The organism is Kribbella orskensis, assembly GCF_004342085.1.
In the GTDB taxonomy this organism is placed as follows: Bacteria; Actinomycetota; Actinomycetes; order Propionibacteriales; family Kribbellaceae; genus Kribbella; species Kribbella orskensis.
Map to the genome: position 1 here is coordinate 16,783 of NZ_SLWM01000026.1, position 24,784 is coordinate 41,566.

24 protein-coding genes are annotated in these 24,784 nt (G+C 68.8%); 13 read left to right on the plus strand and 11 right to left on the minus strand.

The annotated features are described in order from the left end of the window. Position 1: 1 nt before the first annotated feature. Positions 2 to 2,755 (minus strand): ATP-binding protein, encoded by a 2,754-nt coding sequence (locus EV644_RS37870; RefSeq protein WP_241999335.1) that lies wholly within the window; start codon positions 2,753 to 2,755, stop codon positions 2 to 4. Positions 2,756 to 2,988: 233 nt separating this feature from the next. Here EV644_RS37870 and EV644_RS37875 point away from each other — a divergent pair, with 233 nt between their 5' ends. The 5 genes from EV644_RS37875 (at position 2,989) to EV644_RS37895 (ending at position 8,890) form a co-directional block, all read left to right on the plus strand. Next, positions 2,989 to 3,375, plus strand: coding sequence for a hypothetical protein (locus tag EV644_RS37875; RefSeq protein WP_199240235.1), 387 nt, complete (start codon positions 2,989 to 2,991; stop codon positions 3,373 to 3,375). Next, entirely contained in the window at positions 3,375 to 6,578 is a 3,204-nt protein-coding gene (locus EV644_RS37880) for a caspase family protein (RefSeq protein WP_132195710.1), read from the plus strand. The genes EV644_RS37875 and EV644_RS37880 overlap by 1 nt, the downstream gene beginning before the upstream one ends. Positions 6,579 to 6,583: 5 nt before the next feature. Next, entirely contained in the window at positions 6,584 to 7,558 is a 975-nt protein-coding gene (locus EV644_RS37885; protein WP_132195708.1) for a hypothetical protein, read from the plus strand. Between the two features lie 121 nt (positions 7,559 to 7,679). Beyond that, positions 7,680 to 8,252, plus strand: a complete 573-nt coding sequence (locus EV644_RS37890) for an adenylate kinase (protein WP_132195706.1) — start codon at positions 7,680 to 7,682, stop codon at positions 8,250 to 8,252. Between the two features lie 2 nt (positions 8,253 to 8,254). After that, complete coding sequence (locus EV644_RS37895) at positions 8,255 to 8,890, plus strand: SGNH/GDSL hydrolase family protein (RefSeq protein ID WP_132195704.1); 636 nt, start codon at positions 8,255 to 8,257, stop codon at positions 8,888 to 8,890. A gap of 12 nt (positions 8,891 to 8,902) precedes the next feature. Here the strand turns inward: EV644_RS37895 and EV644_RS37900 are convergent, their stop codons facing one another. The 4 genes from EV644_RS37900 to EV644_RS37915 all read right to left on the minus strand — a co-directional run bounded on the left by EV644_RS37900 (position 8,903) and on the right by EV644_RS37915 (position 11,795). Next, positions 8,903 to 9,634 carry an SDR family NAD(P)-dependent oxidoreductase gene (locus EV644_RS37900; RefSeq protein WP_132195702.1) on the minus strand — a complete coding sequence of 244 codons (732 nt, stop codon included), beginning with the start codon at positions 9,632 to 9,634 and terminating at the stop codon, positions 8,903 to 8,905. A gap of 219 nt (positions 9,635 to 9,853) precedes the next feature. Then, positions 9,854 to 10,294 (minus strand): DUF1707 SHOCT-like domain-containing protein, encoded by a 441-nt coding sequence (locus tag EV644_RS37905; RefSeq protein WP_132195700.1) that lies wholly within the window; start codon positions 10,292 to 10,294, stop codon positions 9,854 to 9,856. Beyond that, a complete protein-coding gene (locus EV644_RS37910) occupies positions 10,291 to 10,995 on the minus strand; it encodes a PadR family transcriptional regulator (protein WP_132195698.1) in 705 nt (234 codons plus the stop codon). The genes EV644_RS37905 and EV644_RS37910 overlap by 4 nt, the downstream gene beginning before the upstream one ends. A gap of 77 nt (positions 10,996 to 11,072) precedes the next feature. Beyond that, positions 11,073 to 11,795 (minus strand): LmeA family phospholipid-binding protein, encoded by a 723-nt coding sequence (locus EV644_RS37915; protein ID WP_132195696.1) that lies wholly within the window; start codon positions 11,793 to 11,795, stop codon positions 11,073 to 11,075. Between the two features lie 79 nt (positions 11,796 to 11,874). On the opposite strand from EV644_RS37915, the gene EV644_RS37920 reads away from it, so the two are divergent. Further along, on the plus strand, positions 11,875 to 12,264 hold the full coding sequence (locus EV644_RS37920) for a VOC family protein (RefSeq protein ID WP_132195694.1): 390 nt from the start codon (positions 11,875 to 11,877) through the stop codon (positions 12,262 to 12,264). On the opposite strand, the gene EV644_RS37925 is transcribed toward EV644_RS37920, so the two are convergent. Beyond that, positions 12,265 to 12,480 (minus strand): hypothetical protein, encoded by a 216-nt coding sequence (locus EV644_RS37925; protein ID WP_132195692.1) that lies wholly within the window; start codon positions 12,478 to 12,480, stop codon positions 12,265 to 12,267. A 35-nt stretch (positions 12,481 to 12,515) separates the two neighbouring features. Beyond that, positions 12,516 to 13,412 carry a LysR family transcriptional regulator gene (locus EV644_RS37930; protein ID WP_132195690.1) on the minus strand — a complete coding sequence of 299 codons (897 nt, stop codon included), beginning with the start codon at positions 13,410 to 13,412 and terminating at the stop codon, positions 12,516 to 12,518. Between the two features lie 76 nt (positions 13,413 to 13,488). Here EV644_RS37930 and EV644_RS37935 point away from each other — a divergent pair, with 76 nt between their 5' ends. Continuing rightward, positions 13,489 to 14,403: a DMT family transporter gene (locus EV644_RS37935; RefSeq protein WP_132195688.1), complete on the plus strand. Its 915-nt coding sequence runs from the start codon at positions 13,489 to 13,491 to the stop codon at positions 14,401 to 14,403. On the opposite strand, the gene EV644_RS37940 is transcribed toward EV644_RS37935, so the two are convergent. Then, entirely contained in the window at positions 14,346 to 14,633 is a 288-nt protein-coding gene (locus EV644_RS37940; protein ID WP_132195686.1) for a YiaA/YiaB family inner membrane protein, read from the minus strand. The two genes, EV644_RS37935 and EV644_RS37940, sit on opposite strands and share 58 nt — an antisense overlap. Positions 14,634 to 14,945: 312 nt before the next feature. Here EV644_RS37940 and EV644_RS37945 point away from each other — a divergent pair, with 312 nt between their 5' ends. Then, on the plus strand, positions 14,946 to 15,380 hold the full coding sequence (locus tag EV644_RS37945; RefSeq protein WP_132195684.1) for a YchJ family protein: 435 nt from the start codon (positions 14,946 to 14,948) through the stop codon (positions 15,378 to 15,380). A gap of 67 nt (positions 15,381 to 15,447) precedes the next feature. Here EV644_RS37945 and EV644_RS37950 read toward each other — a convergent pair whose 3' ends face one another. Continuing rightward, entirely contained in the window at positions 15,448 to 17,577 is a 2,130-nt protein-coding gene (locus EV644_RS37950; RefSeq protein ID WP_132195682.1) for a DEAD/DEAH box helicase, read from the minus strand. Positions 17,578 to 18,034: 457 nt separating this feature from the next. On the opposite strand from EV644_RS37950, the gene EV644_RS37955 reads away from it, so the two are divergent. Genes EV644_RS37955 through EV644_RS37965 form a run of 3 tightly spaced genes read left to right on the plus strand, consistent with a single transcriptional unit; the run spans position 18,035 to position 20,224 of the window. Beyond that, on the plus strand, positions 18,035 to 19,333 hold the full coding sequence (locus EV644_RS37955; RefSeq protein ID WP_132195680.1) for a diacylglycerol/lipid kinase family protein: 1,299 nt from the start codon (positions 18,035 to 18,037) through the stop codon (positions 19,331 to 19,333). Beyond that, entirely contained in the window at positions 19,330 to 19,494 is a 165-nt protein-coding gene (locus tag EV644_RS37960; RefSeq protein WP_242001039.1) for a SulP family inorganic anion transporter, read from the plus strand. The genes EV644_RS37955 and EV644_RS37960 overlap by 4 nt, the downstream gene beginning before the upstream one ends. Continuing rightward, positions 19,487 to 20,224: a DedA family protein gene (locus tag EV644_RS37965; protein WP_132195678.1), complete on the plus strand. Its 738-nt coding sequence runs from the start codon at positions 19,487 to 19,489 to the stop codon at positions 20,222 to 20,224. Before EV644_RS37960 ends, EV644_RS37965 begins: the two co-directional genes overlap by 8 nt. A 4-nt stretch (positions 20,225 to 20,228) precedes the next feature. Here EV644_RS37965 and EV644_RS37970 read toward each other — a convergent pair whose 3' ends face one another. Together EV644_RS37970 and EV644_RS37975 are read right to left on the minus strand one after the other, a co-directional pair. Further along, entirely contained in the window at positions 20,229 to 21,182 is a 954-nt protein-coding gene (locus EV644_RS37970) for an HAD family hydrolase (protein ID WP_132195676.1), read from the minus strand. A 9-nt stretch (positions 21,183 to 21,191) separates the two neighbouring features. Next, entirely contained in the window at positions 21,192 to 23,546 is a 2,355-nt protein-coding gene (locus tag EV644_RS37975) for an arylsulfatase (protein ID WP_132195674.1), read from the minus strand. 271 nt (positions 23,547 to 23,817) lie between these two features. Here EV644_RS37975 and EV644_RS37980 point away from each other — a divergent pair, with 271 nt between their 5' ends. Both EV644_RS37980 and EV644_RS37985 read left to right on the plus strand, forming a co-directional pair. Beyond that, entirely contained in the window at positions 23,818 to 24,318 is a 501-nt protein-coding gene (locus EV644_RS37980) for a DUF1269 domain-containing protein (protein ID WP_158293047.1), read from the plus strand. Positions 24,319 to 24,526: 208 nt separating this feature from the next. Continuing rightward, positions 24,527 to 24,784 (plus strand): hypothetical protein, encoded by a 258-nt coding sequence (locus tag EV644_RS37985; protein WP_199240236.1) that lies wholly within the window; start codon positions 24,527 to 24,529, stop codon positions 24,782 to 24,784.

The window sequence follows — 24,784 nt, forward strand, 5'->3', positions numbered from 1 at the left end:
CTCAGCGGTCCGAGCGGGCGCTCCAGGCGGCGATCTGGCTGCGGGTGGCGAACCCGAGCTTGCTGAGGATGTGCTGGACGTGGTTCTGCGCGGTGCGTTCGGACAGCACCAGGCGCTCGGCGATCTGCCGGTTGGTGAGCCCCTCGGCCACCAGCGCGGCCACCTCCGCTTCCCGAGGGCTGAGGCCGTTCGGCGCGTGGCCGGCGCCCAGCAGCGCGGCGGTGCGGTCGGCGTACGCGGTCATGCCGAGCGATCTGACCAGCCGGTCGGCGTCGCGGGCCACGGTGAGGGCGCGGTCGCGATCACCCGCTGCGTTCCTCGCCCGCAATGCAGTGGCGAGGTGGAACTCCGCCTCGGCGACGAACCCGGGTGCACCGGCGCTCTCGGCCTGGCGGACGGCCGTGGTCAGATCGTCGATCGCGGCGTCGAAGCGCCCGAGGGCCGCCGCCGCCCGTCCGAGGGCGAGCTCGGCCGGGCCCATGAAGGCGACCCCGTTGCCGACCATGTGCTCACCGCGGAACGGTTCGAGCCGCTCGAGGAGTACTGCGAGGTCGTCGTGCCGCCCGAGCCCGGCACACGCCAGGGCGGCGTACACGTAACCAGGCAGGACGAAGAACGCAGGCAGCGACCAGGTCTCCATCGGCCCGGCCTGCCGGTACGACGATGCCGCCTCGTCCGGGAGGCCCGCACACAACTGCAGGTACGACCTGGAGAGCCGGGACATCGTCGCGAACCGAGGTGGTGGGTCGAAGGCCTGCCGGGCGAACGCGGCCGCGTCCTCGCTGACCCCGACGTGACCCGCCAGCGAGGTCAGCAGGGCGAAGTAGGCACCCGACGCGGGCGCAGGTTCGACCACTCTCATCCGGTCGAATCCCCGGCGCGCGATCGCGGCAGCCTCGTCGTACCGGCCTCGGGCCTGGGCCAGACAAGCGGCGACGCGGTCGTGGTGCCACGCGCTGACCGGTCCACCGAGTCTCTTGACCGCGACCTCCAGCGCCGGGAGTCCCTCGGCGGCTGCCGCGAGTTGTCCGCTCTCGATCAACGCGTCGAGTCGCCAGAGCTCGCCCCACATGGCCGCACGCGCACTGTTCGTTCGTTGCGCCAGCGAGAGCATCTCGGAGGCGAGCTCCAGCCGCTCGGCGCGGCCAGCCGGACCAGGGCAGGCCTCCTGCCTGGCACGCAACGCGTCCATCAACGCGTGGAAGTCGTGCGAGGTGCGAGCCAAGTCGAGGGCCTCAGCGCTCAGTACGTCGAGCCGCTCCTGCTCGCCGTCGTAGAAGGCGAGGTGGCTACGCTGAGCCAGCAGCCGTGCCCTGAGGGCGTCGTCGTCCGTGATCGCGAGCGCTTCCTCGCACAACCTCTTCGCCGTCGCGTTGATCCCCGGATCGGGAACGGCTTCTACTACCAGTGCGGCCTCGGCCTTCTGCTCAGGACTCTGCGCCGCCTCGGCAGCCGCGGCCGCCGCCGTCACGCATCCTTGGAGATCGCCAGCGAGGTACGCAGCCCGACCGAGCGCCACCTGGATCCGGGATCGCTCCTCTGCGGGCAACGGCGTCGCAGCCAGCGCAGCGCGATAGAGCCGAGCACCTTCCTCATAAGCAAGCCGTCGTACTGCGTCGTCCGCGGCCCGCACCAACCACAGCCGGGCCGTCTCACCTTCCCCGTACTGCGCGAGCTCGGCGCGGTGGCGGGCGATCTCGGCGAGGTGCTCGGACAGATCGTCCGCGAACCGTGCCTCCAGCACTTCCGCCACAGCCCGATGCAGGGCGACCCGGTCGGCAGTCGCCAGGGACGCCTCCACCGCGTCGCGGGTGAGCGCGTGGACGAAGCGGTAGTCCCCACTGTCGTTGACGCGATCGACGAATCCGAAGGCGACGGCCTCGTCGATCAGCGGCAGGCAGTCGTCGACAGGCCGGCCGAGGGTGGTGGCCAGCAGACCCGTCTGGAAGTCCCGACCGACGATCGCCCCTGCCTGCACCAGCCGACGGCAGTCCGGGCTGATCCGGTCCAGCCGCGCGCCGACGATGTCGAGCACTGTCCGCGGCGGCCGATCGGGACGCCACGAACCGTCCCTCATCGCCCGGGCGACCTCGCGCACGAACAGCGGATTACCGCCGGTGACCGCATGCACCTGCTGGGTTTCCTTGATCGTTGCGTCTGGCAACTGTTCGCCGACCTCCGGAACCCCGAAGCCCTTCAAGGCAAGACGTTCCGCCGACGGTGCCCGGAGGAGCTCGGGCATCAGCCGCGTGCTCGCCGGCTCGAAGTCGCGCACCGTCGCCAGCACGAGCACCGGCATCCCGCTCAGTTGGTCGGCGAGATGCCTGAGCACCAGCACTGAATCCTCGTCGGCCCGGTGGATGTCATCGAGTACCACGACCAGCCCGTCGCGCCCGGCCATTTCCTCCACGACCTGGACTATGTCCTCGAAGAGCCGGAAGCGATCCTCGGTCCCCTCGCCCGAGAGCGTCCGGTCCGCGTTGATCCCCAAGGACCGAAGGACCTGCCGCCACGGCCAGTACGCCGGGGCGCCTTCCGTCTCGACGCACCGGCCCCACGCGACAGTCGCCCCTGCCGCCAGCGCGATCCCCGCGAGCTCCTGGGCCAGCCGGGTCTTCCCGATCCCGGCTTCACCGCTGCAGAGGACCAGCCGTCCGGAGCCGTTGCGCGCGGCATCCAGCCAGCCGCGCAACAACCCCAGCTCGCGTTCCCGCCCGACGATCCCCTCGACCCCGCCCCGTGCCGGCGTACTCACGCGACCAGCATCACCCGCCGCAGCTCAAACCGGAAGGAGGATCGCTGGCGGCCTACTCTGCCCGATCGGGCAGAGAAAGGGGATTTTCAGGCACTTCCGGCCTTGCGGGCCAGGGTTCACGATGCGTAGCGGGAAGGTAGTCAGGAGACTAACCTGGGTGACGTGGGCGTCACGCGACGTGGGGGGCCATCGTCGCGGATCGGGTCCACTGAGTGAGAAGGGGGGTGGCCCGGATGAGTGAGCTGCGTGTGCAGCTGTCCGAGTCCGGAGCGGATGCCGAGCGTCTGGACACGTTGACGGGGTATCTGCGGCAGGAACTGGTGCAGCTGGATGTCGGGGACGTCACCGCGCTGCGGGCCGGTCCGCCGCCGCCGGGTGCGCGCGCGATCGACGCGATCGCGATCGGTGGACTGCTGATCACCCTCACTCGCACCGCCCAGGGAGTGCGGAACGTGGTGTCCGCGATCCGCGGCTGGCTCGCCCAGGGCGACGGCAGCAAACGGACGGTGCGGCTGGAGCTCGACGGCGACGTGCTCGAGCTGTCGGAAGTCTCGGAGAAGGACCAGACCCGGCTCATCGAGTTGTTCGTCAGCAGGCACGCGGGATCCGAGGACGAGTGATGGACGGCCGGCGCAAGGCCCTCATCGTCGCGAACGACGAGTACGACCACGAGGGACTGCGGCACCTGCTGTCTCCCGCGGCCGACGCCGAGGCGCTGGCCCAGGTGCTGGGCGACCGGCAGATCGGCGCCTTCGAGGTGGAGACCGTTCGCAACCAGCCCGCGCACGTCATCCAGACCCACATCGAGGACCTGCTCGCCGACAGCCGCGCCGACGACGTACTGCTGCTGCACTTCTCCTGCCACGGCCTCAAGAGCGAGTCGGGCGAACTGTTCTTCGCGGCCAAGAACACCCGGCCGAACCGGCTCAGCTCCACCGCGATCTCCGCCGACTTCGTTCAGCGGTGCATGCGGGCGAGCAGGTCGCGGAGCATCGTGTTGTTGCTGGACTGCTGCTACGGCGGGGCTTTCGGTAAAGGAGTGACGGTCCGGTCGACCGGGGACGTCAACGTGGCGGACAGCTTCCCCGAGAACCGGGTCGGTGGTGGTCGCGGCCGGGCGGTGATCACGGCGTCCAGCTCGATCGAGTACGCCTTCGAAGGAGATCGGCTGGCCGACGACAAGACCCAACGGCCGTCGGTCTTCACGACGGCTCTGGTGGAAGGGCTTGCGACCGGCGACGCCGACCGCGACGAGGACGGCTGGGTCTCGCTGAACGAGCTGTACGACTACGTCTTCGACCGGGTCCGCGCGCAGACCCCGCACCAGACCCCGAGCCGCGACGTCGAGATGCAGGGCGAGCTGTATCTGGCGAGAAGCCGCCGCAAGCGCATCAAGCCGATGCCGATCCCGGCCGACCTGCAGGCCGCGATGACGGACCCGAACATGTTCTCCCGCCTCGGCGCGGTCAGCGAACTCCGCGTCCGCCTGCTCAGCGACAACCTCCCCTCGGCAGTCGGCGCCTACGAGGCATTGGTCGAGATCGCCCGCACGGACATCCAGTACGTCGCCGACCCGGCGAAGGCGGCCCTGGCTGAGGCGGTTCTCCACCCGAGCCACGCCGAGGTCCACTTCCCGCCGGTGGAGCAGGGCTCTGAATCCCCTGCGCAGGTCATCAACCTGCTGGGGCCACCGATCGCCCGCGCTGCCATCCCGCACGCTGACGACTCCTGGATCCGCCTCCAGGAAGCCGCGGAAAACTTCACCGTCACCATCGAAACCACCACCCCTGGCCCCCGCACCGGAACCCTCACCCTCAAAGGCCCCAGCGGCGAACTCACCATCCCCGTCACCACCACCATCACCCCGGCCGCAACCCCAGCACCGCCACCGCCGGAACCAGCACCGCCGCAACCGGCACCGCCGGAGCCAGTACGGCAGCCGGCACCGCCAGAGCCGACTCCAGAAGTAAAGGTCCCGACACCGACCGCGACACCGACGCCCACCACACCGACGCCCACCACGCCGCCGCCGGCCGCGACGCCGGCACCGGCACCGCAGCCAACTTCTCCAGTTCCGACGCCAACACCAACGCCAACGCCTGCGGCCACCACTGCACCGCCACAGCAAGCGCCCCAACCCACACCCACGCAGCCGATCAAGCCCACTCAACCTGCCAAAACCAGTCATCCGGCCAAGCAGGTTGAGGCGGCCAAGCCCGTTCAGCCGGCGAATGCTCAGCCTGGCGCGGGGTCCGTGCTCTGGGCTCTGATTCCAGTGCTGACGCTCGGCCTGTTGACGCCCGCGCCCTTCATCCATGCGGCGAGCAAGCTCAAGGAAAGCGCGCTGTGGACGGCTGCGGTGATCTACTCACTCGCCTGGCTCGTCCTCCTGATCGGACTGGGCTCGGACGCCCAGGTGATGCCGATCTTCATCCTGCTCGCGGTGATCGCCACCGTCCACGCGTTCGTCCTGCGCCCCCGCGTGTTCGCCCCGGCACAACCTGCGTCCCCGCGCCCCCCAATACCCCGACCGTCAGCACCTCCCCGCCAACCCGCGAAACCAGCCGAACGAACCACCCGACTGCTCGGTACGCCGGCGCCGCGCGAACGTCGTACGGCTGAAAGCCCTGCAACCGCAGCGGAAGTCGCCGTCCCGCACTTCCGCGTGGTTGCCCTGGGAGTGGCAGGTTCGGGCAAGACCGTCTACCTGTCGAGCATGTTCCACACGGTCAACGTGCCGATGCCGGGACGTTCCTACTTCCTGGAGACGAACGCCGCGCACCGCGTGTATCTCAGCAAGGTGTTCGACGAGGTCAGCGACACCTCCGAGCCCTGGCCACGCGGTACCAGGACCGGTGAGACGAGAGAGCTCGACTTCGACTGCGTGTCGTTCGATGCCGGGGTCAGGCACACGGTCTTCAAGATCAGCTACCTCGACTACGCCGGCGAACTGCTGGAATCCGAGCAGGAGGCCGGTTCCACCGCGCTGAGCGACCTCGAAGGGCGGATCCGGAACGCGCACGGTCTGCTCGGCATGCTCGACGGCTACCGCGTCCTGCAGTACCTGCGCAACGAGCCGGCCGGCCGCAGGTACTTCCGCAGCCAGATCCAGCCGATGACCGGCATCATGGCCGGCGCCTCGTGCCCGATCCACTTCGTCCTCACCAAGTGGGACCTGGTTCGCGGCTTCGGCGAACCCGAGGACGCGGACGAGAACACCCGTCTCGACCTGGTACGAGACGCGCTGCTCGAGACCGCACACCTCCGAGCGCTGGTCGAGACCCACACCTGGGGGAGTCGGGTCATCCGGCTGATCCCGGTCAGTGCCGTCGGCCCCCACTTCGCCCAGATGGATCACGAGGGTCACGTCCTCAAGCTCCCCGACGGCGAGATGAAGCCGACCAACGTCGAGGTCCCGCTCACCGCGATCCTGCCGGACCTCTTCCGCCAGGTGGAGCTGTCGCTCGACGCCCCGACCCGCACGCGTCTCGCCGAAGAAGCACGATCCAGGCGCGGCCTCACCGACGACCAGTCCCGTACGTCGCTGGGGAATTTCGTCAACCTGCCCGCGGGTCTGGCGCTTCGGCAGAAGCTCCAGGACGTGGTCGGTGGAACCTCTGGCAAAGAGGTGATGGGCATGTTCCTCGACTGGATGGCCGGGGCAACGGCTGAGGAGATCCGGGCTACCGGGCGGGCCAGGCAGCAGGGCAGGCTGCAGGCCCAGTCGATCGAGGCTGCCCGCGGCCAGGTGCTGACGGAGTTCGGCGTTGAGTTGGGTCGACTGGAAGAGCGGCTGCCGGCCTCCCGGCTCAGTGGAAGGTAGGGCGAGTGTCCGATCACCCGGTGCACGGATGGGCCTTCCTGGTCGCGCGCGGTCGGCGCAAGGGCTACCAGTCCCTGCTGGTTCCCGATTTCCTTGTCCAGAGCAACGAGTACGGCGTCCTCGGGCAGGCCGCGAGCGGCGACTTCCCGCCCGAGGGTGCACCCAGGTTCTCCCGGATCAACGGCCTCGCGGCGGGTGACGTGACCGTGGTCTACCTGACCCAGCGGCTCACCCCGGCGGATCTGGACGGGAGTCCCGCCGGTGGCTCGGTGACCGACGAGTTCGGGCGGCCGCTGGATCTTCTGTACGGCTTCGTGTGTCGCGGCGCCGACATCATCGACCTCCAGCAGGCAGACTTCGCCGCGGCCCGGGCGGAGGCGCTGCGGACCTATCAGCGGTTCCTCGCCGATGAGTCCGGGTTCATGGTCGAGTCCTCCAGGCCCTTCATCCTGCGCTCCGTCACCGCTCCGGCCGAGCAACAACAGCCCGTCCTGGAGCCCACCCCGGTCGGCGACGCCACCCCAGCGCCGTACCCACCCAGTCCGCCACCCGTCCCGGCAGGCGCGGCCGTTGCTGCGCCTGCGCCTGGAAGACCGGCCTTCTCCCCGGTTCTGGCGGCCGCTCTGATCGTCGCGGTCTCCCTGATCGCCTGGCTGGTGCTCTTCCGCGGCGACGACGGGAAGATCACCAAGGTCAACTTCCTCGAGCCCTCCTCCAGCAAGGTCTTCTGCACCGCGCCGTTCACGCTGCGAGCCACCGTCACGGCGGACGCGGCGACCAAGATCAAGTACCACTGGGAATCGAACATCTTCCCGCCCTCGGAGCAGCTCGAGCAGTCGATCCCCGAAGGCGACAGCATCCTCGAGACCAAGGTGGACCTCGACGACAACGCCGACCGGGTGGAGCTGACCCAGGCCCTGGTCGTCGACGAGCCGAACAACGTCAGCGGCAAGCACGACTACCACCTGACGTGCGAGTAGCGGCTCGTCTGGGCTGAGCAGGCTCCGCGAAACACCGCGTACCGGTCATTGAGGCGGCCGGGCCGCTAGCCTGGGGGATTCACTCGGCGGGCACCGGCCCGCGTGACCCTGAGGGGGATCGATGACGATCGTTGTCCTGACGGGGCCGCCCGGGGCCGGGAAAGGGACGCAGGCGAAGGTCCTGGCCGAGCGGCTCGGCGTACCGGCCATCTCCACCGGCGACATCTTCCGGGCCGGAGTGGCCGACGGGACGGAGCTCGGCGCGCGCGTCAAGCAGTACCTCGACTCGGGGGAGTACGTGCCCGACGAGCTGACCAACGAGATGGTGCGCGAACGCCTCTCCGCGGACGACACCCACCAGGGGTTCGTCCTGGACGGCTATCCCCGCACACTCGAGCAAGTGGGAGTGCTCGACGACCTCCTCGCGGAGCAGGGTCACGCGCTGGACGGCGCCGTCGTACTGGAGGTCGGTTCCGACGAACTCGTCCAGCGCCTACTCGCCCGAGCTGCCGCCCAACACCGCTCCGACGACACCGAAGAAGTCATCCGCCACCGCCTCGAGCTCTACACCGCCCGCACCCTCCCAGTCCTCGAGGCCTACCGCACCCGCAACCTGGTCATCCCAGTCGACGGCTCAGGCGAGGTCCCCGAGGTAAACCAGCGGATCATCGCTGCCGCGGCGCTACTGTCATAGCTGTGCGGATCCTCTATGTCGGGAACAGCTTTACGGCGCGGAACAATCTGCCTGGGCTGGTTGCTTCGCTTGCGAAGGTGCGGGGGCATGAGGTCGAGCATCGGCTGATCTCGGCGGGTGGTGCCTCGCTTCGGCAGCACCTGAACGCGGGTACTGCGTTGGCGGCGATCGCCGAGGGCGGGCATGACGTGGTGGTGCTGCAGGAGCAGAGCACTCTGCCGGTCAAGAACGCGGCGCGGATGCAGGACAGCGTTCGGGACTTCGATGCCGCTATCAAAGCAGCCGGCGCCCAGACCGCGCTGTACATGACGTGGGCGCGCAGGAACGCCCCGGAAACCCAGCAGGCGTTGACCACCGCCTACGCCACCATCGCCGCTGAACTCGGCGCCACTCTGGTCCCCGTCGGCATGGTCTGGGAACGCTTCCTCGCCACCCACGACCAGCCGCGACTCCACGACGCGGACAACAGCCACCCCGCGCTCCCCGGCAGCTACCTGGCCGCCTGCGTCTTCCTCATCACCCTCCTCAACGAACACCCCGTCGACATCGACCTCCCCGTCAAGGGCCTCGACGCAGCCACCGCCGCACAACTCCGCGAGGCAGCGTGGACCATCTACGAAGACCTGGCCACGCAGTAACGCAGTACTGGTTCACAGGTCCTGGACGTGCAGGACGGCGCCGTTCGGCACGTCGCGGTTGAGTAGGGACCAGATCCTTCGGGCGACGTCCTCGGGTCTGGCGAGGCCGCCGGTCGCCTCGAGCTCGCGGAAGCGGCGGGCGTTCGGGACCTGCTCCTCGGCGGCCGCCCGGAGTTCTTCCTGCATGGCGGTGTCGACCGCGCCGGGCGCCACGGAGATCACCCTGCATCCAGGTTTTCGGCGTTGTTGCTCCAGTCCGACGGCTCGGACCCACTGGTCCACTGCGGCTTTGCCGGCGCAGTAGCTCGACTCACCCTCGTACGGCCAGAGCGCGGCGCCGGACGTCAACATCATCAGGTGCTGTTCGAAGTCCCGGCCGTCCACCGCTTGCAGGAAGGCGTGTCCCAGGACCTGCGCCGCCGCCGAGTTGAGCAAGACGTTCCGGGTGTACTGCGCGGTGTCGACCACGCCGGCGGGTCCCAACGGGGTGAGCGTGCCGGCGTTGTGCACGAAGACGACCCGGTCGCCGTCGAAGTCGGCCAGCCGGCGGGTGAAGTCCTCCTCGACCAGCGGCCACGACGCCGGGTCCGCGAGGTCCACCGCTACGTGCTGTGTCCCCGGCGTACCACCGCGTCGCGAGAGGTCGACGATCTCCGCCTCGTAGGGGATCGTCGCCGCCAGGGCGGCCCCGATACCGGCCGATGCTCCGGAGATCCACACGAGCATCCGGCTGACGGCGCCCATGGCACTACTCGAGTTTCCTGTTCAGTGGGGCGGCGTGCGGAAGTTGTCGATCAGACGGCAGGCATAAGTCGCTCATGATGCAGTTCCCCCCTGCAGCGCCTGGCGGTGCGCCAGTCAGAACGCAGCCTACGTCCCTCCTGCTCGCATTCCCACCTGCTTGAACCCCTTGTCTTCTTGGTGTTTACCCCCTGATTACAGCCGGGGATCGGCGCGCATCGCTCAGCGACGGTGCGGGTGCTGCCAGCGGCGGTGGTGATGCGGTCCGCCCAGCAGCGCGATCCAGAAGAACACCCACAGGAACCAGGGCGCGGCGAAGGTGATGGTGGCGACGACCAGGCCGATCATCAGCACCGGCAGCAACCAGAGGATGGGTGGCGGGCCCATCCGCTGCGGACCGGACCGGAAGCCCGGCGACCACCTGTTCGGCCCCGACTGCGCCGCGGCGGGCTCCGGGAGATCGTCGAAGAGCGGCGCCAGGTCGTCGTCGTACCGCGCCCGGGTCGCCTGGCCGCTGCGCTCCTCGAACTCCTCCTGCGTCAGCCGCCCGGCCACGAAGTGATCACTGAGTACTGCGACCGCCTGGTCACGTTCCGCGTCGCCGATGCGGAGCGGGCCCCGCCGGGCCGATGAGCCTCTGGGACTAGGGAGATGCTGGCTCATGACCGGTCCTGCTCGTCGTCGGCGAGGATTCCGTACAGCGTGCGGCGCAGTTCGATCAGCGCTGTGCGGGCCTGGGCCTGCTGGTCCGGAGTACCGGCGGCGAGGATCTGCCACAACGCAGTACCGACTTGTCCCAGCAGTGGCTTCAAGCCGTCCGCGTCGTCGTCGGCAGAGGCGGTCATCGCCTCCCAGGGAGCTGTCACTTCCTCAGCGTGCTCGGCGACGTAGGTGCGCCCCTCGTCGGTGAGTGAGAAGGTACGGCGTCCTGTCGCGGCGTCCGCCGTGACCAGGCCCTCGTCCTCGAGCTGCGACAGGGTCGGGTAGATGGAGCCCGGGCTGGGCTTCCATGCTCCGCCGCTGCGCGACGCGATCTCCTGGATGATCTGGTAGCCGTTCATCGGCTGCGCGGCGAGCGCCGCGAGGATCGCGGCCCGGACGTCACCGCGCCGTGCCTTCGGGCCCCGCCAGCCGCGCGGTCCACCCTGCGCCCACGGCGGCCCGAACTTCGATCCGCCGAACATGCCCCACTCGGCGCCGAACGGATTCGGCCCGCCATGGGTGCCGGTTCCGCCATGTCCACCGTGGACGCGCCGGCCGCCCATGGCGGCGAACAACTCCCGCTTGATGTCCTCCACGATCGAGCAATGCTGCGCGACCCGCTGCTGCCAGGGCCACCAACCCACGTACGCCGATCCGGTCATCCCAACCACCGTCCCTCACGAAGTACCGCTGCGATAGCTCAACGATATATCGCGACAGATCACCACCCAAGGGCCTTCTAAGCCCCGTTCAGCTGGATGTCGGAGGCGGTCGCGGTGAGCAGGACCGCCTGGCCGTCGACCGTGATCGCCTTCAGCGACGCCCCGAACGGCAGTTCCGGGATCTCGAGGCCCCGGGCGAGCTGGTTGTCGATCGCGTTCCGTACGACGGACGGCACCGTGCTCGGCAGCTCACCCACCGTCAGCCTGATCCGCCCGTTCTGCGCCTGCGGCTGGATCGTCGCGCGGGCCTCGACGCCCCGGACGGTCACCCGTGCCTGCAACTTCCCGCCGACGATCCGCAACGACAGTCCGTCCAGCCCACTGGTCCGAGCGACCTTCGTGAGCGCGGCAGGTGACAACCGGAGGTGGACGTCGGCCGTCCCTACGTTCACGGGCGCACTCGTATCGCCGGTGAGTAGTTCGCGCGGTACCTGGATCGAGTTCATCACCACGGTCAGGTCCTCCGCCGGCACCTTGGAGATTGTCGGCTGATCCATCGTCAACGTGATCTGCGAGAACTCGCCCCGGGCGACCTGGGGCAGGAACCCGAATCCGCCGACCTCGACTGACGTATCCGCTGCCTGCACGTCGTACTGCGCGGCCTCGTCCGCCGCCATCGTCGCCAGTCGGCCCTCGGCGAACGACTCCGCCACCCGATCGGCGACCACCAGCAAGCCCGCCAGTATGACCAGCACGACGATCAGCGACCTGAACCGCCGCCGCGGTCTCCTCGACGCCATCAAAGCCTTCCCAAGGTCGCCCACCGAACCGGGCCCACAATAGAGCCTCGCCCCGAACCTCCCGGCGTAGCGTGCCCCCATGGACCAGATCGGCTACGTCATCCTCTACGTCTCCGACCTCGACGCGTCCATCGCCTTCTACCGCGACATCCTCGGTCTGCCGCACAAGTTCACCGACGCCGGCTTCGCCGAGTTCGCCACCAAAGGCACCCGCTTCGCCCTGTACGAACGCCGCCGCGCCGAATGGCTGACCGCCCACCCGGTGACCCCAGGTCCAGCCGCCGAGATCGTGCTCCTGGTCGACGACGTGGACACCGAGGCAACCCGCCTGACGAAGCTGCAGGTACCGATCCTCAGCCCTCCGGCCGATCGCCCGTGGGGTCACCGAACCCTGCACATCCCCGACCCCGACGGCTTCGTCGTCGAACTGGCCCAGGAGATCCCGCGCCGGCGAGTACGCAGTACCTGATCAGTCCTTGGTGGGCCGGGGCACGTCGTGTGCCAGGTCGTAGGAGTAGTCGCCGTCGTACTCCGGTGTCGCCGTGACCACCGGTTCGTGGTCCTCCTGGCTCGGCGGGGTGACCGAGGCGGTCCCGCGACCCGTCTCGTGGGCGAGGTCGTACTCGAGATCCGTGCCGGGGTCCGAGATGTCCTGGGGTTCCTGACCGCTCACGACTGAGCTCACCGCCTTCACCTGGGTCCCTCCAGTATTCACGCTCGTCAGGGAGTCGCCTGATGGAGCGCGGCGGCGACGGCCTCGACCGCGGGCGTCCGGGTCGCTCGGGTGAGGAGGAAGACCTCGCGGTCGATCGCTCCCTCGGCGAACGACCGCACCGCGACGCCGGGTGTGCCATAGCCGACCACGAGGTCGGGCAGCAGCGCGCAGGCGCCCGCCGTACGGACCAGTTCCACCAGGATCAGGAAATCGTCCGACGCGTAGCGCAGATCCGGTTCGAACCCGCCGAGCTCCCGGCACGCGCGGATCTGCATCTCGCGATGACCGGTGCCCGGCTGGCAAGCGGCCCACCGCGCGTCAGCGAGCTGCGCCATCCGCACGCGGCTCTGGCTCGCCTGCGGATGCGTTTCGGGCAGGACGACGCGCACCTGCTCTCGTACCAGCGACTCCCGGATGAGATCGCTGTGGACGGGACGCGGCTGGCCGGAGTACTCGTCGCCGACCACCGCGTCGAGCTGCCGCAGGCGAAGGGCGGGTACCGACTCCTCGACCTCCGCCTCGGTCACCTCGACGCGGATGTCGGGATGGCTCCGCGCCAGCGCGGCGACGGCAGGCGCCACGATCCGCAGGAACGCCGACTGGAACGCCGACACCCGTACTACGCCGGCCGGGTGCCCGGCCGCGATCGCGGCCACCTCCGCCTCGGCCGCCTCCATGCCGTCGAGCAGCGTGGCCGCATGCCGTACGAGCACGCGACCCGCGTCGGTGAGCCGCACGTTGCGCCCGGTGCGCTCGAGCAACTTGGCGCCGGCCTCACGCTCGAGCACCGTCAGTTGCTGGGAGATCGCGCTCGGGGTATAGCCCAGCGCCCGGGCCGCGCCGTGGACGGTCCCACGGGCGTCCAGTTCGCGCAGCAGTCTGAGTCGGCGAAGGTCGAGCATCGTTCACAAAAGCTACCCGGTTTCGTGCACAAAGAGGAGATGGACGTGAACAGTTGCCCGCTGTCAGCATCGTCACGTGGGACCTCTCCTCTGCCTCCTCTCGGCCGTTTGCTTCGGCGCCATGGCGATCTTCGGGAAGCTTGCGTACGACGCGCAGGTCGACGTCGGGGATCTGCTGCTCGTCCGCTTCGCGATCGCGGCCGCGCTGCTGCTGGTCGTGGCCGGGGCGACCGGTGCCCTGCGTGGGCTGCCCCGCCGGTCGGTAGTCGCCGGGCTCGCGATGGGCGGCATCGGCTACGCGACGCAGTCCGGGCTGTTCTTCGGCGCGCTCGAGCGGATGGACGCCTCCCTGCTCGCGCTGATCCTCTACGTCTACCCTGCCCTCGTGATGGTCGGTGCCATCGCACTCGGCCGGGAACGGGCGTCGACCCGCAGGATCGCGGCGCTGCTGATCGCCTCCGTCGGGACCGCCCTCGTCCTCGGCGGCGCAGCCTCAGGCAGCCTGGACGCCGTCGGTACGGCGATGGGCTTCGGCGCCGCGCTCGCCTACACCCTCTACATCCTCGCCGGCGACCGTGTCGGCCAGGGGATGCCACCGCTCGCCCTGACCGCCCTCGTCTGCACCGGCGCGACCTGCACGTTCGCCCTGGTCTCCGCGGTCCGCGGCGGCCCGAACCTCACCTTCGGCGCCGCCGGCTGGACCTGGCTGATCGCGATTGCGCTGATCAGCACCGTGGCCGCAATCCTCTTGTTCTTCGCGGGTCTGAACCGGGTCGGCCCGTCGACAGCGTCCATCCTGTCGACCCTGGAACCAGTAGTGACAGTCACCCTCGCAGCAACAGCCTTCAGCGAGTCCCTGGGTGTCGTTCAACTACTCGGCGGCGTCTTGGTCCTCAGCGCGGTAGCGGTGATCCAGTGGCCCGCGCGTCGTCGTCAGGCGTCCACCTTGAACGGATCATGCTCAGCCAGCAACTTGTCGAGCCTCGCCTGATCGACGCGATTGGTCACCACCGACATCTCCTGCCGGTCCCGCACCACCTTGCAAAGCGTGACCGTCGACGTGACCAGGTACAACAGGCCGAGCCCCAGGAAGGCCCGGACCCACCCAGCAGCAGGCAGGTAGACCAGGGCAAGGCCCATCGAGGTCAGCGAGATGGCGAACGACGCGATCGCCTGGGCGTAGAACGCGGAGGTCTGCGAGGGCTGAATCGTTTTCGTCATGCGCTCATCGTCAGGCGCGGCAGGCCCCCACCACATGCGGTGAACTACTCAACCCCAGTGGGCCGGTCTGGTCCGCCTGAATCTGTCAGATGACTGGTGCTCGGACGACCGGTACTGGGCGCGGCTGGGTCACAGGTCGAGCTGTGCGAGCTGGGCGCGTCTGCTGACGTCCAGCTTGGGATACGCCTTGTACAGGTGGTGACTGACCGTGCGAGGGCACCGGAGGATCCGGCACGTTCGTTGCCTTAGGCAATTTATCGCGACCCACGGCCGGCAGTTGGTGGCGCCCGGGCCGTCCGCCACAATCGGGGGATGGCCAAACGTTCCGCCCGCCGGCCGGCGGTCTCCCCGCTGTCGCCCGCGGCGCCCTGCCCGTGTGGCCTCGACGCCACCTACGGAGACTGCTGTGGCGCGCTGCACCAGGGCCGGAGTACGGCAGCGACGGCAGAGCGACTGATGCGCTCCCGATACAGCGCTTTCGCCGTCCGCGACGCTCGCTACCTGCTGCGCACCTGGTCCGCCGAGACGCGGCCGCCCGCGTTGCGGTTCGACGACAACATCGAGTGGACTGGCCTCGATATCCTGAGGACGACCGGTGGCAGCGCCTTCCACACCGAGGGAACCGTGGAGTTCCGCGCCCACTTCACGCTCGACGGCCGGCCTGACGACCAGCACGAGAACAGCCGCTTCACCCGCGAAGACGGCCAGTGGGTCTACGTAGAACCACTACCAGAGCAAACCGGATAGCGCTTCCGGTGGGGCTGGCTGACGCCGGTGCCGTCCAACGTGCTCTGGGACGAGCTCCCAGCCGCTGCTACGGCAATGCCGTGAGTGCGTTCGTCAGCAGGGCCGCGAGTGCCTCGAGTTGGAAGTCGGCCGACGACGACACCTCTTCGTCCGAGCCGTCGAGTGCCCTGGCGGCAAGTCCGGCCTTGGTGTCGATCAGGTCCGCGATCCTGGTGTCGATGGTCTGCGCGGCGATGATGCGCCACGCGGTGACGGGCTCCTCCTGGCCGATGCGGTGGACGCGGTCGATGGCCTGCGTCTGTTCGGCGTTGGTCCAGGAGAGCTCGGCCAGCACGACGTTGGAGGCGACCTGCAGGTTGAGGCCCACGCCGGCGGTCAGCAGCGAGCAGACCGCGATGGAGACGTCCGGGTCGTTGACGAACGCGTCGATGTTCTTCTGGCGCGTCCTGGCGGTCTGGTCGCCCCGGATCGAGGAGTAGCGGATACCGCGCTCGGTGAAGAGCTTCTCGGCGGTGTCCATCACCTCGATGTGCCGGGCGAAGAAGACCACCTTGCCGACGTTGTGCGCGAGCTGCGCGGCGTAGTCGGCAGCCAGGCCGGCCTTCGCGTTGCCGATCCGGCGCACCAGGCTGAAGACGTTCTCGCCGGTCTTCGCGGTGTCGGGGTCGGACCGCTCCCACCCGGCGACCCGGCGTACGAGCTCGTGGTCGATGCCGTCCACCGGGGCGTCGGAGTTCCGCGTCGCGAGTGCGCTCTGGTACCGCGCCACGAGGCGGTCGGCGAGCTCGCGCTCGGCCTCGCGGATCGACCGGCCGGCGGCATCGTCGAGCTCGACGGGCAGGTCGGCGACGCGACGGGCGGGGATGTCGGCGGCCACGTCCACCTTGCGGCGACGGACGATGCCCAGGTCGATCACGCTGGCGCGGGCGGCGGCGTAGAACCCAGGGTCGGCCGGTGTCAGGCCGCTCCGCTCGAGGGACTCCATCAGCTCGGCGCGCGGCGCCTTGTCGTCGATCCAGCCGAGGAACTGCCAGATCGCCGTGAAGTCCTCGATGTCGTTGATCAGCGGAGTACCGGTGAGCGCCATCAGCAGCGGCCGCGCGGTACGGGTCCGGATCCGCTCGGACAGCTGGAGCACGTTCCGCGAGCGCTGGGACTTCTTGTTCTTGATGAAGTGGGCCTCGTCGACCACCATGCCGCGGAAGCCGAGGTCGCCGAGCCAGCCGACATGCCGGTCGAGGACGTCGTAGTTGACGATGACGATGTCGGCGAACCCGTCGATCGAGTCCCCGTCGCCGTGGATCACCGTCGCGGTCCGCTTCGGCGTCCAGAGGTGGGCCTCCCGGGCCCAGTTGGTCTTCACGACGTTCGGTACGACGACCAGCAGGGGGTAGGCGTTCGCGGCCTGCGCGGCGAGCAGAGCTTGAGCCGTCTTACCCAGACCCGGCTCGTCGGCCAGCAGGAAGGTCCGATGACCGGCGGCAGCGGCGGCGACCAGACGCGCCTGGTGCGGCATCAGCTCCAGGGCACCCGGCGCGCGCAGGGACGACGGCTCCGGCAAGGTCTTGCTCGCCGAGGCGGCGGCGTACTCGAACGACTTGAGCAGGGGACCGATCAGCTCCCAGCCGGCCAGGCGCCGGGCCTGCGGCTCCCGTGGCGCGGCGGACGAGAAGTCGGGAGCGAGGAAAGGATTGGCAAGCTGCCGCGAGACAACTGACTGCGGCACGACCCGCCGGGCATTCGTTTCGGGCGTGGTCGGAGGCTCACTGGGCGCGGGCTCCTCGGCGGGCGGCTCCGCACCGGCCGCGAGCAACATCTCGCGCTTGAGCGACACGGCCGCTTCGGACATGACAGCGTCCTCGGCGAGCAGGGCAAGCAGCGAGGTGTCGCGAGCGGCGGTCTTCGCGAGGATCGTCGCGATCCCGTCGAGCCGCCTGAGCTGCTCGGCCCGATAGGCGTCGGTGGCGCTCGGGTCGGCGTTCACCCGGGCCCGCTCCTCGCGCACCAGCAGGGCGACGACCTGGAACTTGGTCCGCACCGACGGCCGCACGTTCGCGCGCTCGACGGCCCCCTCGACCTCCCGCACGGCCTTCGCGAGCACCGGCAGGATGCCGTCGACCTCGACATCGCGGACGCGACGCCGACGACGTGACGCAGTACTGCTGGCGCCGGACTGGCGCTGGCCTCGTCGGGCCAAGGAATCCTCCTCAAAACTGCCATGGCACCCCTTGCCATGGCGGAACGACAACACCGCAGGCCATCGACGCGGCCGACGAGACGTCGCGCGGAGCGGCCCGTATCGGCCACTCGACAGCGCGGCTCGGCCCCACCGCCTCCGCAGGCGATCAACCTCTCGAACTCCGACGGAACCGCCCACCGTGTCGGAACGACCACCAGCAGACGGCCTGAGCGCCGGTCATCACAAACAACCGCCGCCGGGACAGGCCTCACCAAGAGATGCTGCCTAGCTATCGACCCCAATACTAGCGCGGCCACGGTCAACCGGGCCCCCAGCCTCCTCCCCACCCGGCTGGGCACGGCTCGCGGGAGGGCAAATCATCCGGTCTGTGTGATGCCTCGACCGGCGCGGGCGAACAGGATGGCCTTGGCGTCGGGCCTCGACGCCGGGACCGAGACCCTGAGGACGGTATTCCATGAGGCGGCGACTCGCGGCGGCCGTCGCGCTGCTGGTGGGGTTGGCGACGATCGTGCTCGGCGTGGTCGTCGCCGTGGACCACTTCCCGCGCGGACTCGGTCTGCTGGTCTGTGTGGTGATTGCCGCTGCGGCGGCCTGGTACGGCGTACTGCGGCGGGGGACCGCGCGCGTGGTGGGGTTGACGGTGGCAGGCCTGGCCCTTGCCGGCGCCCTGGCCTTCCTTATTGCTGGCGGGGGAGTCCTCGCAGTCCTTGTCGTCGTGGCGGGACTCCTGGCCACACTGGCAGCGGCGCGTGCCAGCTACGCCAGTCACGTCGACCTGCCATCTGCCCCGGCCCCGAAGCGAGCGGTGCTGTTCTACAACCCGCTCTCCGGCGGGGGCAAGGCAGAACGCTTCGCACTGGCCGAGGAGGCGCGCAAGCGCGGGATCGAGCCGATCGAACTGAAGCGTGGGGACGACCTCGAAGTCCTCGTCCGCCGCGCGGTCGAGAGCGGAGCGGACGGACTCGCGATGGCCGGCGGAGACGGCTCGCAGGCGGTCGTCGCCGCGATCGCCGCCGAGCTCTCACTCCCGTACGCCTGCGTGCCCGCCGGCACCCGCAACCACTTCGCCCTCGACCTCGGGGTCGACCGCGACGATGTCGTCGGCGCCCTCGACGCTTTCGTCGACGGCGGCGAGCGGCTGGTGGACCTGGCCGAGGTCAACGGCCGCGTGTTCGTCAACAACGTGTCGCTCGGCCTGTATGCCGAGGCGGTCCAGCGCACCGGCTACCGCGCCGCCAAGATCCGGACCATTCTCGACACCGTGCCCGACGTGCTCGGAACCGGTGGCAGCGAATTCGACATGCGCTGGTCGGGACCGGGTGGGAACGAACACAGCGGGGGTGCGGCTGTGCTCGTCTCCAACAACAAGTACCGCCTCGGTCGTGCCGTCGGCTCCGGCACGCGGCCCCGGATCGACGACGGCCTACTCGGTATCACCGTCATCGGGAAACCCTCCGGTGATGGCGAGGCAGGCGGCGCTCTTCAGCGGCCCTGGCGCGAGTGGTCCGCCACGTCCTTCGAGGTCGATGCCGACCGGCCCCTTCCGGCAGGTGTCGACGGGGAGGCGCTGGTCTTCGATGCGCCGCTGCGGTTCCGGATCCGGCCCGGCGTTCTCCGGGTGCGCATCGCACCCCAGCATCCGGGTTCATCGCCTTCCGCAAGGGCCCCAGAGGGCCTCCGCGCGGCCCTGGCCGAGCTGGTGCGCATCGCCCTCGGCCGGGAATCCGCGAGTTCACCACGAACGAGGCCATGAATGGACCTGATGGAGATCAAGGAGAAGGAACTGCTGACCTGGTCGCCGGCCTGACGGTGTGGGCGGTGCTCATCCCGGAAAGTCTTGCCTACGCCTCCATCGCGGGGGTGTCGCCAGTGCTCGGCCTGTATACCATCCGCCAGGGGTCACCGGATGACTGAACCGGTGGAGAACGCAGCGGAGGAGCGGGAGCGCCGGCACCGGCTCAGGCACCCGGTGGTTGTCATCCTGCTCGTGGTCGCCGTGGTACTCATCATCGTCGTGGCGCTGCAGATCCTGAGTGGCGGCGACGGCTTCTCCACGATCGACGAGAGCAGTGGGAACTGGGCCTACCTCGCAGTGTTCCTGCTCGTGTTCGGCGATGCGCTGTGCGCGGTTTTCCCGGGGGAGACCACTCTGAACGCCGCTTCCACGCTGGCGTCCCAGGGGGTGCTGAACCTGGCGCTGATCATGGTGGCCGGTGCCGCTGGAGCCGTCGGCGGCGACTCGGCGCTTTACTGGATCGCCCGGCGCAACAGGGACAGGTTCAAGCCGCGGCTGGATGCGGCGATGCGGCACCAGAAGGTCGCGGCCGGGATGAATTTCATCGGCTCGAGCGCCGCACTGCTGCTGATCTTCGGACGCTACCTGCCCGGACTGAGATTCGTTGTCAACGCGACTCTCGGGCTCGCGGCCTATCCGTACCGGCACTTCCTGTTGTGGTCGGCCATCGGCGGAACCATCTGGTCGGTCTTCACCTGTGGGCTGGCCTATCTCGTCGGAACGGCGCTGGCCGGCTTCCCGCTCGCCTCGGTGATCATCTCCGGCGCAATCACCACCGTCGCGATCGGCGTCGTCATCCTGGTCGCCCGCCGGCGCCGTACCGCCGGTGGGGACCGTGTGCGGCCCTGACCCTTCAGACTTCGGCGAAGACTGTTGCCCAGTCGTTCTTGACGCTCACCACCGTCCAGTCCTGTGCGCGGGCCCGCTCGAGCGAGGTCTCCGCCCCGGAGGTGTAGCTGAACTCGCGTTCCTCGTCGTCATGCAGGATCAGCATCCGGAGCCCGGGACGCGAGGGAAGCCCGGCGTACTGGAGCATCGGGATGTCGCCGTTGGAGTTTCCGCCGGCGATCACGGGCCGTTGACCAGTCCGGCTCCAGATGCGGACGGGCTTCATCGGACCGTCGTCGAAGACGTCCATCTCGGCCTGGTAGACGAGTGATCCTCCGCTGTCGTCCTCCTGGTACCTGAGCCCGGCGGAGCTGCCGATCACCCGCTCGGCCGGGATGCCGTAGATCTCGGAGGTGACCGGTCGCATGAAGTCGCGGTCACCTCCGGACGCGATGTAGGTCGTGAATCCGTTGGCCTCCAGGTAGTGCAACAGTTCGACCATCGGGAGGTAGGCGCAGTCCCGGAGCCGGCGGCCGAGCGTGGGGTGGTGCGTGGTCAGGAGGAATCGCTCGGCCAGCTCCGCGTAGGTGTCGACACTGACCGTGGCGAACGCCTGCAGGATGCCGCCCAGCAGGACTTTCACGTCGCTGTCGTCGCCGTGGTAGTGCTTGGTGAGCACGCCCCCGAGCCAGGCATAGTCCTTCTCCCGGGCGGCCTGCCAGGGCTGGCGGGTTCGGAGGCTCGGGTCCTGTTCGGCCATCTCCGCCAGCCGCTGCAGAACGAAACCGAGTTCGGGCGGCATCGGCTTCTCGCACCACAGCGTGCCGTCGTTGTCGAACACCGCGATCCGCTCGGAGGGCGGAACGTACAGCGCCCCGCCCTCCTGGATCGCGCGGTCGACGTAGTCCACCAACGCCTGGCGCGTCGGGGTGTCGTTCCAGGACGAGAGGTGGGTGTCCGACCGTTGTTCTGTGCTCATCGCGGGCTCCTACTCGCGCATCAGCATCAGAGCGGCTTCGCGTTCGAGATCCATGTACGGCTCGCCGCTGACGTCGATCGCCACCCGGTTGATCGTGCCACCGGTGAACGTGTGCGGGGGCTCGCCCGGGTAGTCGTCGGTGATCGGCTCACCGTTGTGCCTGCCGACGTAGAGACCTGATCCTGCGATGGCGAAGGCGCCGAGCTGAGTCTTGATGTGTCCCTCACCGACCTTCTCGTCCCCGTGGTAGAGCGAGAGTGTTCCGGACGCGGCCTCGGCGTCCATCCCTTCCTTCTCGAAGGAGGCCGACAGGATCAGATTCCCACCCGTCGGGATGTCCGTCGTACCGACCACCTGCTGCTCCACCGCGCCGACGAAGCTGTTCACGTAGTGAAGCCGGTTGTCCTTCACGTACAGGGCGTGACCGCCGAACCGGGCCCCCATGGCGAACAGCACGCCTTCGGCTCCAGGTTCCGGAATGTCGACCAGTGCACCGATCACGAACGAGCGGCCACGGGTGTTGACCGCCTGCCACTCCGAGACCGGGGCGGTGTCCGGGTAGTACACGTACCGGTCCTTCGGCGCGCTGAGCTGGGGCCGGGGGGTAGTGAGGATCTCCAGTGCGGAGCGATCGTCGAGCGGGAAGGCGTTGTTCGCGCCGGCCTCGGCGAACCAGATGTTCACCAGTTCGCGCAGCTTCTCCGGCTGCTCCGCCGCGAGGTTGTGGATCTCGGACCGGTCGACATCGACGTGGTACAGCTCCCACTCGTCGGCGTTGAAGTTGGCCCAGCCCGACACGGTCGGGTGGGTGGTGACCGCCTTCCAGCCCTCGTGCCAGATCGAGCGGGATCCCAGCATCGAGTAGAACTGTGTCGTTCTGCCGGACGCGGCGGACGCGTCCTCGACGCTGGCCCGCATGCTGATCCCGTCGAAGGCGCTCTGGGTGTGTCCCTTGATCGTCTCCGGGGCATCGACGCCGAGGACGTCGAGGATCGTCGGGACGATGTCGATCGCGTGGTGGTACTGGTGCCGGATCTCGCCGCGGGCGGACGAACCCATCGGCCACGAGATGATGCACGGGTCCGCGGTACCGCCGTTGAACTCGTAGCGCTTCCACATCTTGAACGGCGTGTTGAACGCCATCGCCCAGCCGTTCGGGTAGTGGTTGTACGTCTTCGTGCCACCCAGGTCGTCGAGCTTCGCGAGGTTCTCGGCCAGGTCGTCGGGGATCCCGTTGGCGAACTTCATCTCGTTGACCGACCCGTTCGGTCCGCCCTCACCACTCGCGCCGTTGTCGGACACGACGACCACCATCGTGTTCTCCAACTGATCGGTCTGCTCCAGGTAGGCGAGCAACCGGCCGATGTGGTGGTCGACGTGCCCGAGGAACCCGGCGTACACCTCGGCCATCCGGGCGAAGAGGCGCTTCTCGTCGTCGTTCAGCGTGTCCCACGGGCGGGTGTAGTCCAGTTCCGGGAACGGCTGGCCGTCCGGACCGGTGCGGGTCTGGGGCGTGCCGATCGGATTCACCGGAGGCAGTTCGGTGTCGGCCGGCACCAGACCGAGCTCCTTCTGCCGGGCCAGGGTCTGTTCCCGCATCGCCTCGTAGCCCTGGTCGAAGCGGCCCGCGAACTTCTCGATCCACTCCTTCGGCGCGTGGTGCGGTGCGTGGCAGGCACCGGGTGCGTAGTACAGGAAGAAGGGCTTCTCCGGAGCGATCGACTTGGCGTCCTTGATGAACTCGATCGCCTTGTCGGTGAGGTCGTCGGTGAGGTGGTAGCCCTGCTCGGGCGAGCGGGGCTGATCGACCGGGTGGTTGTCGTAGACGAGATCGGGATACCACTGGTTCGTCTCCGCCCCGAGGAACCCGTACCACCGTTCGAAGCCCCGGCCGCTCGGCCAGTTGCGACGAGTCGCCGCGAGGTTCATCTCGTCGGTCGGGCACAGGTGCCACTTGCCCACCATGTACGTGTTCCAGCCGCGCTCCCCGAGGATCTCCGGGAGCATCCCGTTCTCCGGTGGGATCGTGCCGCTCGCGTTCGGGAATCCGATCGCCGCCTCGGTGATGCAGGCCATGCTGTTGCGCGTGTGGTTGCGACCGGTGAGCAGGCACGACCGGGTCGGCGAGCACAGCGCCGTCGTGTGCCACTGGGTGAAGCGCACGCCGCGCGAGGCGATCGCGTCGATGTTGGGGGTCTCGATCGGGCCGCCGTAGCTGCTCATCGCCGAGAAGCCGACGTCATCCAGCACGATGTAGACGACATTGGGCGCACCCTCCGGCGCCTTCGGCGGCTCGAAGGGCGTCCAGTCCGGCTCGGAGTCCCGGATGTCGACATTGACCTTCCCACGGAACTGCACAGGCATAACGTCACTCCTCGTTGGTCGCGGCTCGGCGGGCGCGGCTCACCCCGTCGACGTGGCCGCCGGGACGGCGACGGCGGTTGCCTTCAGCTCAGCCTCTGTCGAGCCCGCTGCCGAAGTCGTCACCCCCAACGGATGAACCGGCACCACCCATCCGCGACCCGATGGTTGATCGTCCGCGCGGGGTGAGGCCTTCCGTCGGAGCCGGAGGCAGGGTGAGGACAAGAGGTATCGGCTGTTTCTGTGCCGGTCGCCGGGTCAAGAGGAGGAAATCGTGGGATCTGACAGCAACGTTCCAGTCGACCTGTACATCGCCGCCTACCCGGACGCGAAAGGAGCCCAGGACGATTGGGCCGCCATCAAGCAGCTCGCCGAGGACGACGTGATCACGGTCGACGGGCTCGTCCTGGTCAGCCGCGGCTCCGACGGGAAGATCAACGTCGACGACGATTTCCACTCGGCCCGCAAGGGAGCCGCGTGGGGTGCGGTCGGTGGTGCGGTCATCGGCCTCATTTTCCCGCCCAGCCTGCTGGCCGGCGCGGCGGTCGGTGCGGGTGCGGGCCTTGGGATCGGTGGCCTCAAGTCTCACCGGGAGAAGAAGGCGATCAAGGCTGAGGTCGAAGACATCCTCCCGCTCAACAGTTCGGGAATCGTGGCGCTGTTCGAGGAGCAGTGGGTCGCGGAGGTCGACAAGGCGTTGTCGCATGCCGACCAGGTCATGAAGCAGGAGGTCGACGCGGACAGCGCGACAGAGGTCAAGAACGCGGCCAAGTAAGCCTCTCCGCGGACCTCTGGCTTCGCGGGGTCGAATAGCTTCGCGGGGTCGAACTCGAACGTCATGAATTCACCCCGCGCGGATGATGCCCACGTCCGGCCCCCGCGCGACGATCCAAGTCGACCGTCCATCCGGTGACGGGCCAGGAGTGCGCGTTAGGAGTGACATGGGGTGCTTGTTCGCCTTGTTTGCGGGCATATTTCCGCGCTTGGCCCTGTTCATCGTCTGGGTGGCACGACCCAAGCTGGTGGACGCCGCCTTCGACACGTGGTTCTGGCCACTGCTCGGCATCATCTTCCTGCCCTTTGCGACTCTCATGTACGTGATCCTCTATACGGGGGGCGGCCTGCACGGCTTCGACTGGTTCTGGGTGGTCCTGGCCGGCCTTCTCGACCTCTTGCACTGGGGCGCCGGGTGGACCCAGCGCCGACAGGCGCCCGGCTATCCAGCCGGCGCCCAAGTGTGA